Genomic DNA, 12,654 nt, shown 5'->3' on the forward strand with positions numbered 1-12,654 from the left:
ATGGGACATCTAGAGGCAGCGCACCTGGAGTACTACCTACCGGACGGGCGGGTGCTCCTCGGTGACGCCTCCTTCCGGGTGGGCGAAGGCGCGGTGGTCGCCCTGGTCGGGGCGAACGGCGCCGGCAAGACGACGCTGCTGCGGCTGATGGCGGGGGAGCTGCAGCCGCACGGCGGGGCGGTGTCGGCGAGCGGCGGGCTCGGTGTGATGCCGCAGTTCGTCGGGTCGGTGCGGGACGAGCGGACCGTACGGGACCTGCTGGTGTCGGTGGCGCAGCCGCGGATCCGCGCGGCCGCCGCCGAGGTGGACGCCGCGGAGCACCTGATCATGACGGTCGACGACGAGGCCGCGCAGATGAAGTACGCGCAGGCGCTGAGCGACTGGGCGGAGGCGCGGGGGTACGAGGCCGAGACCGTCTGGGACATGTGCACCATGGCCGCGCTGGGCGTTCCGTACGAGAGCGCGCAGTGGCGGCTTGCCCGCACCCTCAGTGGGGGCGAGCAGAAGCGGCTGGTGCTGGAGGCGCTGCTGCGGGGTCCTGACGAGGTGCTGCTCCTCGACGAGCCGGACAACTATCTGGACGTGCCGGGCAAGCGATGGCTGGAGGAACGGCTGAAGGAGACCCGTAAGACGGTGCTCTTCGTCTCTCACGACCGGGAGCTGCTGGCCCGGGCCGCCGAGCGGATCGTGAGTGTGGAGCCGAGTCCGGCGGGGTCGGACGTGTGGGTGCACGGCGGCGGCTTCGGTACGTATCACGAGGCGCGCAAGGAGCGGTTCGCGCGCTTCGAGGAGCTGAAGCGGCGCTGGGACGAGGAGCATGCGCGGCTGAAGGCGCTGGTGCTGCGGCTGCGGCAGCAGGCGGCGATCAGCCCGGACATGGCGTCGCGGTACCGGGCGATGCTAACCCGCTTCAGGAAGTTCGAGGAGGCGGGGCCGCCGCCGGAGCCGCCGCGGGAGCAGGAGATCCGGATGCGGCTGCGCGGCGGGCGGACCGGGGTGCGCGCGCTGACCTGCGCGGGGCTTGAGCTGACCGGCCTGATGAAGCCGTTCTCGCTGGAGATCTTCTACGGGGAGCGGGTCGCCGTCCTCGGCTCGAACGGGTCCGGGAAGTCGCACTTCCTGCGGCTGCTGGCGGGGGAGCCGGTGGCGCACAAGGGGGAGTGGAAGCTGGGGGCGCGGGTGGTCCCCGGGCACTTCGCGCAGACGCATGCGCATCCGGAGCTGCTGGGGCGGACGCTGGTCGACATTCTGTGGACGGAGCACGCCAAGGACCGGGGCGGGGCGATGTCGGTCCTGCGGCGGTACGAGCTGGAGCGGCAGGGGGACCAGCGCTTCGAGAAGCTCTCGGGCGGCCAGCAGGCACGGTTCCAGATCCTGCTGCTCGAACTGGCGGGGACGACCGCGCTGCTCCTCGACGAGCCGACGGACAACCTGGACCTGGAGTCGGCGGAGGCGCTGCAGGAGGGCCTGGAGGCGTACGAGGGGACGGTGCTGGCGGTCACGCACGACAGGTGGTTCGCGAAGTCGTTCGACCGGTACCTGGTCTTCGGCTCGGACGGGGTCGTACGGGAGTCGACGGAGCCGGTGTGGGACGAGCGACGGGTGGAGCGTGCGCGGTGACCTCGGCCGCGCATCGGCCGCTGGGCGCGGCGTGAGGTCCCGGTTGCTCTGGAGCGCAGGGACCAAACGCCGTTAGAGTGGCGCCCGTTGTCGGGTGGGGCGGACCCGGGGGGCGGGCATGCAGGGTGACGGGGTGGCGGATGCGCTCCCGGTGGGGCACAGCAGTTTCGGGCCGTTCACGGTGCTGGCCGAACTGGCCAGCGGAGGCATGGGGCGGATCTATCTCGCCCGCTCGCCCGGCGGGCGCACGGTCGCCGTCAAAACACTGCTCACCGACGGCGTGGACGACCGTCGGCGGTTCGCCCGCGAGGTGGTCCTGGCACAGCGGGTCCGGGGCGTGTACACCGCGAGCGTCGTCGAGGCCGACGCGCACGCCGCGGTGCCGTGGATGGCGACCGAGTACATCCCCGCGCCCTCGCTGAGGGATCTGGTCGAAGGCTGCGGGCCGCTCGGTCCGAGCGCCCTGCACTGGGTGGCCGCCGGCATGGCCGAGGCTCTGGTGTCCATCCACGCGGCCGGTCTGGTGCACCGGGACGTCAAGCCGTCGAACGTACTGCTGCCGGTCGAAGGCCCGCGGGTGATCGACTTCGGCATCTCGCAGGCCGGTGATGTGACCCGTACGCAGGCGGCACTCGGGACGGTCGCGTACGCCGCGCCCGAGCAGGCTCGGGGCGAACCCACCACCGCGGCCTCGGACGTCTTCTCGCTGGGGGCGACACTCTTCTTTCTCGCGGTGGGCCGGGCGCCGTACCGCGAGGGGGGCGCGGGCTCCGCGATGGAGCAGCTGGTGCGTGCCGCGACGGGCGACCTCGATGTCTCCGGGCTGCCGCCGGAGCTGGACGCGCTGGTCCTGCCCTGTCTGGCGCTGGACCCGGCCGAGCGGCCCGCTCCCGCCGAGATCCTGGCGCTGTGCGCGTCCCGGCTGGGGGAGCGGCCGGACGCCCGCGGCGGCGAGGACTGGCTGAACCCGTCGTGGATCGAGGCCATCGAAGGGCACCGGGAGCGGCGGAACCGCGCGGTGGAGGACGCCCGGCGGCGGGTGCAGCCGGACGCGGTGACGGATGCGGTGCCCCTGCCCCGGCCGACCTCACACCTGGCGGCGCCGGCTCCCGTACGGCGTACCAGGCTGTGGTGGGCGGGCGGCGGGGCGGGGCTCGCGGTGGCGGCGCTCGCGGTGGGCCTGGTGGTACGGCCCTGGGAGGGCGACCAGGCGGCGGGTGTGCCGGACAAGCCCGTGCGCATCCTGGAGGTGGAGAGCGAGTTCCGGGGCTCGTGCTCGACCGGACCGGACCCGGGGCTCCTCCCGACGCGGACGCCCGTGCCCGACGGACGGGGCTTCGCCTCTTACGACACGCAGACCTGTGTCGTCGTATCGACGGCTCCCGGGATGACCGTCAACAAATTCAAGAAGGTGACTGCCTTCGAGGACACGGGGCCGGGGGCGAAGGGGTGGGCCGTCATGGTCACCTTCGAGGACGCCGACAAGGCGAAGTTCGCCGAGCTGACCGGGAACGTCGCGGGCCGGGCCGAGCCGCACAACCACCTGGCGTTCGTCCAGGGTGACGACCGGCTGCTGGCCAGCCCGGCGATACTGGAGCGGCTGCCGGGCGGGAGCGCGCCGATCGCCGTCGGCCTGGAGCGCGACCAGGCCCAGTTTCTGGCCAAGGTACTGGGTGCCCCCTGACGGCGGCGTTTTGACCCGACCGGGGGAGCGCGGGTATTCTTCTGGTTCGTTATGCGTATTGGCTTGCTCTATCTCACGTGAGGGGCCCTTACGCCGGTCCACCGGGCCGATGACCAGCGGCAGGCACTCGGGTTGCGTCCCCGTAGCGCCGCCAAGGCTGTCGTGATCGTCCGGGTGACCTGTCAGGACCCTTCCCCTAAGCCTTGGGGCTTGGGGAGGCCCCATCACTGAAGAAGCGAAGGCTACGACCGTGCGTACGTACAGCCCCAAGCCCGGCGATGTCACGCGCCAGTGGCACATCATCGACGCGCAGGACATTGTCCTGGGCCGTCTGGCGACTACGGCAGCGAACCTCCTCCGGGGCAAGCACAAGCCGACTTACGCCCCCCACATGGACATGGGCGACTTCGTCATCATCATCAACGCCGAGAAGGTTCACCTCTCCGGCAACAAGAAGACCCAGAAGATGGCGTACCGCCACTCCGGGTACCCGGGTGGTCTGCGCTCCGTCCGCTACGACGAGCTGCTTGCCAAGAGCCCGGAGAAGGCTGTGGAGAAGGCCATCAAGGGCATGATCCCCAAGAACACCCTGGGTCGGCAGATGCTCTCGAAGCTGAAGATCTACGCGGGCGACCAGCACCCGCACGCTGCTCAGCAGCCGGTCCCGTTCGAGATCACCCAGGTCGCGCAGTAGTTCCGGCCACCCCCTAAGACGTACAGAAAGATCTGAGGAGAATCGTGGCCGAGACCACTGCAGAGACCCCCGTCGAGGGCGAAGAGACCTACGCGGAGGTCACCACCTTCGAGTCGGAGACCCCCGTCGAGGGTGAGTACACCTCCGAGTCCCTTGCTTCCCGCTTCGGCGACCCGCAGCCGGCTGCCGGCCTGGGCCGTCGCAAGAACGCCATTGCCCGCGTCCGGATCGTTCCGGGCACCGGCAAGTGGAAGATCAACGGTCGCACCCTTGAGGACTACTTCCCCAACAAGGTGCACCAGCAGGAAGTCAACGAGCCCTTCAAGGTGCTCGAGCTCGACAACCGCTACGACGTCATCGCCCGCATCTCGGGTGGCGGCGTCTCCGGTCAGGCCGGCGCCCTGCGCCTCGGCGTGGCCCGCGCCCTGAACGAGGCGGACGTGGACAACAACCGCGCGCCGCTGAAGAAGGCGGGCTTCCTGAGCCGCGACGACCGTGCGGTCGAGCGCAAGAAGGCCGGTCTGAAGAAGGCCCGCAAGGCCCCGCAGTACAGCAAGCGTTAATCGCTCGCTGGCCTGTACGGCTTTCGTTCGCCCCGGCGGCACTCCGTGCTGCCGGGGCGTTCGTTTATGGACCACCTCGGGCGTATAACGGGCTACGGCGCTCGGGGGCTTGCATTTTCGGAGCATTTTCGGAGGACAGCTGTGGGACGACTCTTCGGCACGGACGGCGTGCGCGGTGTCGCCAATGCGGATCTGACGGCTGAGCTCGCGCTCGGCCTTTCGGTCGCTGCGGCGCATGTGCTCGCCGAGGCGGGGACCTTTGAGGGGCATCGGCCGACCGCCGTGGTCGGACGTGATCCGCGTGCGTCGGGAGAGTTTCTGGAGGCCGCCGTCGTGGCGGGCCTCGCAAGTGCGGGCGTGGACGTGCTGCGCGTCGGCATACTGCCGACCCCCGCGGTGGCGTATCTCACCGGTGCCCTCGGCGCCGACCTCGGCGTGATGCTCTCCGCGAGCCACAACGCCATGCCCGACAACGGCATCAAGTTCTTCGCGCGCGGCGGTCACAAGCTCGCCGACGAGCTCGAGGACAGGATCGAGTCCGTGTACGAGGAGCACCGCACCGGCGCTCCCTGGGACCGGCCGACCGGTGCGGGCGTGGGCCGCGTGTCCGACTACGACGAGGGCTTCGACAAGTACGTGGCCCATCTGCTCGCGGTGCTGCCGAACCGGATCGACGGGCTCAAGGTCGTCCTTGACGAGGCGCACGGTGCGGCCGCCCGTGTCTCGCCCGAGGCGTTCGCGCGGGCGGGCGCCGAGGTGATCACCATCGGCGCGGACCCGGACGGCCTCAACATCAACGACGGCTGCGGCTCCACGCACCTCGGCCTGCTGAAGGCCGCGGTCGTCGAGCACGGCGCCCACCTCGGCATCGCCCACGACGGCGACGCCGACCGCTGCCTCGCCGTGGACGGCGCGGGCAACGAGGTCGACGGCGACCAGATCCTCGCCGTGCTGGCGCTCGCCATGCGCGAGGCCGGGACCCTGCGCGGGGACACCGTTGTCGCCACCGTGATGTCCAACCTCGGCTTCAAGCTGGCGATGGAGCGCGAGGGCGTACAGCTGGTGCAGACCGCGGTCGGCGACCGGTACGTCCTGGAGTCGATGAAGGCCGAGGGGTACGCGCTCGGCGGCGAGCAGTCCGGGCACGTCATCGTGCTCGACCACGCCACGACCGGCGACGGCACGCTCACCGGCCTGATGCTGGCGGCCCGGGTCGCCGCGACGGGCCGCTCGCTGGCCGATCTTGCCGGGGTCATGGACCGGCTGCCGCAGGTGCTCATCAATGTGCCGGACGTGGACAAGGCGCGGGTGAACACCTCTACGGAGCTGGCCGGCGCGGTCGCCGAGGCGGAGCGCGAGCTGGGTGCCACCGGTCGCGTACTGCTGCGTCCCTCGGGCACCGAGCCGCTGGTACGCGTCATGGTCGAGGCCGCCGACATCGAGCAGGCCCGCTCGGTGGCCGGCCGGCTGGCGGACGCGGTGAAGTCCGCGCTCGGCTGATACGGATGGCGGGGCGCGCCGGTGGACCCGGCCCGCCCCGCCGTGCTTTCCCCTGCGCCCGGTTCGGACCATGACGGTTCGGGCCGGGCGCTTCTGCCTGCCCCCCGGCGTCAGCCCAGCGTCGTTCTTGCCGCCGTACGCGCCCGCTGCCTCGCCCAGAGGTACTTCTGCACCAGCAGCGTCAGCGCGCCCGCCAGCACGATGCCCAGCAGATTCAGCAGCAGCTGCTCAGTCGAGCCCCACGCCTGCTTGTACTTCTGGTAGCTGAATGCCACCGCCGCGTTCGCCGCCGCCGGGACCGTCGTCACCGAGATCGCCACGCCCACCAGCGCGCCCGACTTCGCCGAGGTCAGCGAGAGCGTCCCGGCCGCGCCGGCCAGCACGGCGACGACGAAGGAGAACCAGTCCGGGCGGTAGATGAAATTGGTGTTGGGGCGCTCGGCCGTCAGCTGCGACGCCTCGAAGAGGCCCACCGCGTCCATGAAGTAGCTGAAGGCCACCGTGGCCAGCATGGCCGCGGCGAAGCCGACGATCAGCGCCTGGAACGAGCGCCACGCCAGCCGCGGGGCGCGCTGCACCAACGCTGTGCAGATGCCCGCCAGCGGGCCGAACTCCGGGCCCACCGCCATCGCGCCCACGATCAGGATCGCGTTGTCGAGCACCACGCCGCACGCCGCGATCATCGTCGCCAGTGTCAGAAAGGCGATGTACGTGACCGAGAGCGTCGACTCCTCGTCGGTCGCATCCGTCAGGTGCTCCCACAGCACCGCGTCCGCGCCCTCGCCCGGGGCCTCCTCCTCCGCCTTGTCGGCGCGCCTGGAGAGCGACAGGTCGATGTTCTCGACGGCGATCGAGCCGGTCTCGTCGATACCGAGCGCCCGCAGCGCGCCGATCAGCTCATCGCCCGCCTCCCGGGCCACGTCGCACATCACCAGGTCGCCCGGGGGATTGAGGGCGGTGCCTGGGACGAGGGCGAGATGCGCCGTGCCGACGGTCCGCTCGATAAGCCGGACCACCTCGGCGGTGCGGTCGGCCGGGGTGATCAGGCGCAGATGCAGCACGCGGGCGGCTCCTCAGAGTTTGCGCAGGGACAGGCGCTGCACCTTGTGGTCGGGGCCCTTGCGCAGCACCAGCGTGGCACGGCCGCGGGTCGGCGCCACGTTCTCCAGCAGATTGGGCTTGTTGATGGTGCGCCACATCGTACGGGCGTAGTCCAGGGCCTCCTCCTCGGAGACCTGGGTGTACTTCCTGAAGTACGAGAAGGGGTTCTGGAAGGCCGTCTCACGCAGCCTGCGGAAGCGGTTGAGGTACCAGCGCTCGATGTCCTCGGGGCGGGCGTCGACGTACACGCTGAAGTCGAAGTAGTCCGCCAGACCCACCCGGGTGCGGCCGTCCTTGCCCGGCAGCGCGGGCTGCAGAACGTTGAGGCCCTCGACGATCAGGATGTCGGGGCGGGCGACCGTCAGGCGCTCGCCGGGCACGATGTCGTAGATCAGGTGGGAGTAGACGGGGGCGGTGACCTCGTCCTTGCCGGCCTTGATGTCGGCGACGAAGCGGGTCAGGGCGCGCCGGTCGTACGACTCGGGGAAGCCCTTCCTGGACATCAGACCGCGGTCCTGGAGCTCCTTCATGGGGAGCAGGAAGCCGTCGGTGGTGACCAGCTCGACGCGCGGGTGCTCGGGCCAGCGGGCGAGCAGGGCCTGCAGCAGTCGGGCGACGGTGGACTTGCCGACCGCGACGGAGCCCGCGACGCCTATGACGAAGGGGGTGCCGCGCTGCTCGCCGTGGCCGTTCCCGGCGTCGCCGAGGAACGTGTTCAGCGCCCCGCGCAGACCGGCCGTGGCCTGTACGTACAGATTGAGCAGCCGGGAGAGCGGGAGGTAGACGTCCCGTACCTCGTCCAGGTCGATGACATCGCCGAGACCGCGCAGTTGCTCGACCTCTTCGGCCGTGAGGGGGAGCGGGGTCTTTTCACGCAGGGCGCTCCACTCCGCGCGGGTGAGGTCGACGTAAGGCGTCGACGCAGGCTCGGCCCGGCGGTGGGCGCTTCGTGGCGGCGAAGAGATCACCTACACATTGTCGGTGCTGGGCGGCGGTTCTGGATGGTGTGCTCGGTCACGCGGCGCCGACGGGCCCCCCTCCTCGACGGACGGTCCGAGGTGACGGGCGAGCCACGGCTCCTGCGCGAGGACCGCACCGACCGTGATGCCGACGGCGATCGCGGCGCAGACCACGATCAGCCACGAGAGCATGGTGAACACCGATCCCAGCGATCCGTACTCCGCCATGCTGCGGTTGAGCGCCCGCGGCATGTAGATCCGCGCGCCGGCCGACAGGGCGGTCAACGCCGCCGCCGTGAGAAGCGCGCCGGGCAGCAGCGGCAGCCAGCGGACCCGGCCGCCCAGCAGCAGGTGCTGAGTCCACCACCAGAGGAGGGTCAGACTGACGGCGGTCAGCGGGATGCCCAGCCACAGCCCGGCGCCGAAGCCGTCGCGCAGGGGCCCTTGCACCAGTAGGGCGAGCATCCAGACGGCGATCCAGACCAGCCACCGCCAGGGGGCGAGCTTGGAGCCCGTCTTCGGCAGGGCGAAGGCACGTCGGCACAGCCGCTGCAGCGCCCGGCTGACGGCTGTCGCCGAGATGAGCACCATGACAGCGCCCACCGCGCCGATGGTGTCGCGCACGCCACCCGCGTGCGACTCGAGAAGCTGATTCAGCTGTGCGTTCGCGGCTCCGGTGAGGCCGAAGACCGTACGTACGGAGCTGACGAGCTGATTCCGCACTCCGCTCGAGGCGAAGGAGGCGATCACGAAGAGCAGGGGGACCGCGGTCAGGAACGACTGCGCTGCCAGCCGGGTCGCGGCGTCCAGGATGTTGACGGCGCGCATCCGCGACACGAGGCGCGCCATGACGGGGAAACGCGTATGCGCCTCGGCGAGCCTCAGCCGCAGCCGGGCGTCCAGGGCGTGGGACCACGCTCGCCACCGCGCCATCCTCGCCTCCTCTGCGCTCGGTGTTCGCCGGCCCGCCCGGGTGCGCGGGGCCGTCAGACAAGTTGGTAGATGCTCCGGCCGGCCAGCCAGAAGCCCATTACCAGGGACAGAGTGACGACGGCTTGGTCCTGGTGGTCCGTCATCCAGGTACGCAGTGACGCGAGTTTGGCTCTGGCCGCGACGGGCCGGAATGTCGCGTACAGCTCCATCGCCAGCAGACTGGAGGTGGCCAGGAGGCAGTACAGCATCAGCGTCAGCCACGAGGCGGCGTGCGAGAGATCCGCCTTCATCACGGTCGCGGCTCCCGCGGCGACAAGCCCCCAGGGTTGGAGGAGGACTGCGAGGCCGGCCGCCGTCCATGGAGAGACCTCGTGCGGCTTCGCCTGCCCTGCGGGGTCCCGTCGGGGGCGGTCGGCGCGGCGACGCCTGTGCACGCCGTAGCCGATCAGCCCGACGCCGATGGCCAGTTTGGCGGCGAGTGACCCGGTCGACGGGGCGGAGCGCGCCTTGGGCGGCGTCCCGCCGGTGAAGAGCAGCACACAGGCGATCACCAGGACCAGGCACGCGAGCCAGGCGAGCAGGAAGGCGAGGCCCTTGCGTACGCCCTTCTCCGCGGACAGCACCAGGATGAACGCCATGACCGGAAACGGTTCGAGGGTGATCGCCAGGCCGATGAGGATGAGGTCGAGCGTCATCTCGGCGTGCTCACTCCTCCAGGGTCCTGGTCTTCGGCGGACGCGTCCATGCGTCCCCCGAATCCAGCGAGACACGGAGTCGGTGGAAGTGCGAAAGGTGGGCGCCCATTGGGATGACCTGCGTGGCCGGTCTCGTCCGGAGGAGGGCCGACCCGAGGTGCATGGAGTTCGGTGCGGTGATGCAATGGGTTCGGTGGTGTGAATGCCGCCCGGCAGTTCGGAGAGGGTTCCTCCTTGGATGAGCCCCTGGCGAGCCGAACCAGAGGAGCCCGTATGAGCGCCGACGAATTTTACGAAATGGGTCCGGTCGACTATCTCGTCGTCGAGTTTCCCGGCAACCGGATGACCGGCGAGGGCCTGCCGCTACTCGTCGATCTGGTCGAGCGCGGAATTATCCGGATTCTCGACCTCAGCTTTGTCAGAAAGGAACGCGACGGCTCGGTCACCGGGCTGGAAATCGCGGACATCGACGGCGACGGCGAACTCGACCTGGCCGTCTTCGAGGGCGCGTCCTCGGGTCTGCTCGGTGAGGACGACATTCAGGACGCGTCCGCCGTGCTCGAGCCCGGAAGCTCCGCGGGGATCATCGTGTACGAGAACCTGTGGGCCGCGCCCCTTGCGGCGGCGCTGCGGCGCGGCGGCGCCCAGTTGGTCGCCAGCGGACGGATTCCGGTTCAGGCCCTCCTGGCCTCACTCGAAGCCGCCGAGGCCCGGTCCGATTCCTGAGGAAGCCGGCAGCGGCTGCTCACGAGACAAGGACACAGCACATGCCTGGTCTACTGCGCGGGGTCGCCCGTACCGCCGTCGTCGCCGGCACGGCGACCGCGGTCTCCAACCGTGTGTCGCGACGACAGGCCGGCCGATGGGCCGAACAGGACAGCCGGCCGGCCGCCGCACAGCAGCAGGCCGCGCCTCCACCCCCGCCCGCGCCTTCGATGGAGAGCAAAATCGCCCAATTGAAGGAACTCGGAGATCTCAAGGCGCAGGGTGTCCTCACTGAATCCGAGTTCGAGGCTCAGAAGAGTCAGCTCCTGAGCTCCTGAGCGAAATCCCGTTTCGTCGGGGTCCCGATCGGAGTGCCCATGGACCGATATCCTCCTATCGCCGACCATGGTCTGATCGGTGATCTGCAGACAGCCGCTCTGGTCTCCTCCCAAGGCGTCATCAACTGGTTCGCGGCTCCCCGGTTCGATTCACCAAGTATTTTCGCCGCCCTGCTCGACCATGACCGCGGCGGATATTTCCTCTTCGCTCCGGACGACGCCAAATCGGTCTGCAAACAGCTCTATTTCCCCGACACGGCAGTCCTGGTGACCCGGTTCATGTCGCCCGAGGGCGTCGGTGAGATCATCGACTGCATGCCGCCGGACCAGGGGCTCACGCCGACGGACCGGCACACGCTGGTGCGCATCGTACGGTGCGTACGCGGCACCGTGCGGTTCGCTCTGGAGTGCAGACCGCGGTTCGACTACGGGCGGGCCAAGCATGACCTCGAACTGCGCCCGGAGGGCGCGGCATTCAGGGCGCCGAAGCAGACCGGCTACCTCTGGGCCACCATCCCCCTGGAACGTGACGGGCTGGACGTCCGGGGCGAGGTCACACTCAACGCGGGCGGGTCGGCCGCCGCCGAATTCACTGTCTGTGACCCGGACGGTGAGCGACCCCCTCCCCCCACGGTGGAAGGGCTCACCGAACAGCTCTTCGCCGTGGGCAACTTCTGGCAGGACTGGCTGCACCATTCCCGGTACCGCGGCCGGTGGCTGGAGATGGTCAACCGCTCCGCGATCACCCTGAAACTTCTCACCTACGCTCCCACGGGCGCTCCGGTCGCCGCGGCGACCATGGGTCTGCCCGAACAGATCGGGGGCGAGCGCAACTGGGACTACCGCTACACCTGGGTTCGTGACGGCTCGTTGTCGGTGCGGGCGTTGCTGGACCTCGGATTCGTCGACGAGGCGGCCCTGTTCACGCGCTGGCTCGGCGACCGGATGCGCGATCGCGCGGGCTCTGCGGGCGAACGTCTGCAGATCATGTACCGGGTCGACGGAGATCCCGACATCCCGGAGGAGATCCTCGATCACTTCGACGGATACCGCGGCTCGTCCCCGGTGCGGGCCGGGAACGCCGCCATGGATCAACTCCAGCTCGACATCTACGGCGAGGCGCTCTACGCCCTGGCCGAAGGCCAGGAAGTGGGAGTCCAGACCGGATACCACGGCTGGAAGGGGCTCGCCTCGACGCTCGACTGGCTTGCCGAATCCTGGGACCGCCCGGACGAGGGCATCTGGGAAACCCGCGGCGGTCGCAAGGACTTCACCTACAGCCGGGTGATGTGCTGGGTCGCCTTCGACCGCGGCCTGCGTCTGGCACAGGAGTTCAGCCGGCCCGCGAACACCGCTCTGTGGACCTCCGCACGGGACACCATCCTCGACCAGGTGATGGAACGGGGGTGGAGCGACAAGGAGCAGGCCCTCGTCCAGCACTACGGCGGCGATGTCATGGATGCCTCCCTGCTGCTCATTCCACGGGTCCGGTTCCTGGCCGCCAAGAGCCCCGGCTGGCTGTCCACGCTCGACGCCGTGGACCGCAAGCTCGTCTCGGACAGTCTTGTCTACCGCTACGACCCGACCGCTTCCCCGGACGGTCTGCGCGGCTCGGAGGGCACGTTCAGCCTCTGCACGTTTCTCTACGTCGACGCGCTGGCCAAGGCCGGGCGGATCCCTCAGGCGCGCTACGCGTTCGAGAAGATGCACACATATGCCAACCATGTGGGCCTGTTCGCCGAGGAGATCGGTCCCAGCGGTGAGCAACTCGGAAACTTCCCACAGGCGTTCACCCATCTCTCCCTCATCATGGCCGCCACCACTCTCGACGAGGCCCTCGACCGGGCACAGAGCCGCTGAGG

The 12,654-nt window shown here is 69.8% G+C and carries 12 protein-coding genes; 8 read left to right on the forward strand and 4 right to left on the reverse strand.

Going from position 1 to position 12,654, the window contains the following annotated elements; all coding sequences use genetic code 11:
* From ACQEVG_RS23315 to glmM, 5 genes are all read left to right on the forward strand, one after another.
* Positions 1–1,620, forward strand: coding sequence for an ABC-F family ATP-binding cassette domain-containing protein (locus ACQEVG_RS23315; protein ID WP_432987029.1), 1,620 nt, complete (start codon positions 1–3; stop codon positions 1,618–1,620).
* 133 nt (positions 1,621–1,753) lie between these two features.
* The gene (locus tag ACQEVG_RS23320) at positions 1,754–3,304 is read left to right on the forward strand and encodes a protein kinase domain-containing protein (RefSeq protein ID WP_432987031.1); all 1,551 of its coding nucleotides are present in this window, start codon (positions 1,754–1,756) and stop codon (positions 3,302–3,304) included.
* 250 nt (positions 3,305–3,554) lie between these two features.
* Positions 3,555–3,998 (forward strand): 50S ribosomal protein L13, encoded by a 444-nt coding sequence (gene rplM / locus ACQEVG_RS23325; protein WP_005313471.1) that lies wholly within the window; start codon positions 3,555–3,557, stop codon positions 3,996–3,998.
* Positions 3,999–4,042: 44 nt separating this feature from the next.
* Positions 4,043–4,561 carry a 30S ribosomal protein S9 gene (rpsI, locus tag ACQEVG_RS23330; protein ID WP_432987034.1) on the forward strand — a complete coding sequence of 173 codons (519 nt, stop codon included), beginning with the start codon at positions 4,043–4,045 and terminating at the stop codon, positions 4,559–4,561.
* 141 nt (positions 4,562–4,702) lie between these two features.
* Positions 4,703–6,061: a phosphoglucosamine mutase gene (gene glmM / locus ACQEVG_RS23335; RefSeq protein WP_432987036.1), complete on the forward strand. Its 1,359-nt coding sequence runs from the start codon at positions 4,703–4,705 to the stop codon at positions 6,059–6,061.
* Positions 6,062–6,171: 110 nt separating this feature from the next.
* Here the strand turns inward: glmM and ACQEVG_RS23340 are convergent, their stop codons facing one another.
* From ACQEVG_RS23340 to ACQEVG_RS23355, 4 genes are read right to left on the reverse strand one after another with little or no spacing between them, the layout of a single operon-like run.
* Positions 6,172–7,122 carry a DUF389 domain-containing protein gene (locus ACQEVG_RS23340; RefSeq protein WP_432987038.1) on the reverse strand — a complete coding sequence of 317 codons (951 nt, stop codon included), beginning with the start codon at positions 7,120–7,122 and terminating at the stop codon, positions 6,172–6,174.
* 12 nt (positions 7,123–7,134) lie between these two features.
* A complete protein-coding gene (gene coaA / locus ACQEVG_RS23345) occupies positions 7,135–8,130 on the reverse strand; it encodes a type I pantothenate kinase (RefSeq protein WP_432987040.1) in 996 nt (331 codons plus the stop codon).
* Entirely contained in the window at positions 8,131–9,054 is a 924-nt protein-coding gene (locus ACQEVG_RS23350; protein WP_432987042.1) for a YhjD/YihY/BrkB family envelope integrity protein, read from the reverse strand.
* 53 nt (positions 9,055–9,107) lie between these two features.
* A complete protein-coding gene (locus ACQEVG_RS23355; RefSeq protein ID WP_432987044.1) occupies positions 9,108–9,749 on the reverse strand; it encodes a GAP family protein in 642 nt (213 codons plus the stop codon).
* 273 nt (positions 9,750–10,022) lie between these two features.
* Here ACQEVG_RS23355 and ACQEVG_RS23360 point away from each other — a divergent pair, with 273 nt between their 5' ends.
* The 3 genes from ACQEVG_RS23360 to ACQEVG_RS23370 are packed head-to-tail and all read left to right on the forward strand — an operon-like array spanning position 10,023 to position 12,652.
* Entirely contained in the window at positions 10,023–10,475 is a 453-nt protein-coding gene (locus ACQEVG_RS23360; protein ID WP_432987046.1) for a DUF6325 family protein, read from the forward strand.
* A 41-nt stretch (positions 10,476–10,516) separates the two neighbouring features.
* Complete coding sequence (locus ACQEVG_RS23365) at positions 10,517–10,792, forward strand: SHOCT domain-containing protein (protein WP_432987048.1); 276 nt, start codon at positions 10,517–10,519, stop codon at positions 10,790–10,792.
* A gap of 39 nt (positions 10,793–10,831) precedes the next feature.
* On the forward strand, positions 10,832–12,652 hold the full coding sequence (locus ACQEVG_RS23370) for a glycoside hydrolase family 15 protein (RefSeq protein ID WP_432987050.1): 1,821 nt from the start codon (positions 10,832–10,834) through the stop codon (positions 12,650–12,652).
* Positions 12,653–12,654: the final 2 nt, after the last annotated feature.

The organism is Streptomyces sp. CA-135486 (assembly GCF_050936555.1).
In the GTDB taxonomy this organism is placed as follows: Bacteria; Actinomycetota; Actinomycetes; order Streptomycetales; family Streptomycetaceae; genus Streptomyces.

What these genes read in the sequence shown, in the direction of transcription:
- ACQEVG_RS23315 (WP_432987029.1), top strand. Translation starts at nt 1, where the DNA reads ATGGGACATCTAGAGGCAGCGCACCTGGAGTACTACCTACCGGACGGG.
- ACQEVG_RS23350 (WP_432987042.1), bottom strand. Translation starts at nt 9,054, where the DNA reads ATGGCGCGGTGGCGAGCGTGGTCCCACGCCCTGGACGCCCGGCTGCGG.
- ACQEVG_RS23355 (WP_432987044.1), bottom strand. Translation starts at nt 9,749, where the DNA reads ATGACGCTCGACCTCATCCTCATCGGCCTGGCGATCACCCTCGAACCG.
- ACQEVG_RS23360 (WP_432987046.1), top strand. Translation starts at nt 10,023, where the DNA reads ATGAGCGCCGACGAATTTTACGAAATGGGTCCGGTCGACTATCTCGTC.
- ACQEVG_RS23365 (WP_432987048.1), top strand. Translation starts at nt 10,517, where the DNA reads ATGCCTGGTCTACTGCGCGGGGTCGCCCGTACCGCCGTCGTCGCCGGC.
- ACQEVG_RS23370 (WP_432987050.1), top strand. Translation starts at nt 10,832, where the DNA reads ATGGACCGATATCCTCCTATCGCCGACCATGGTCTGATCGGTGATCTG.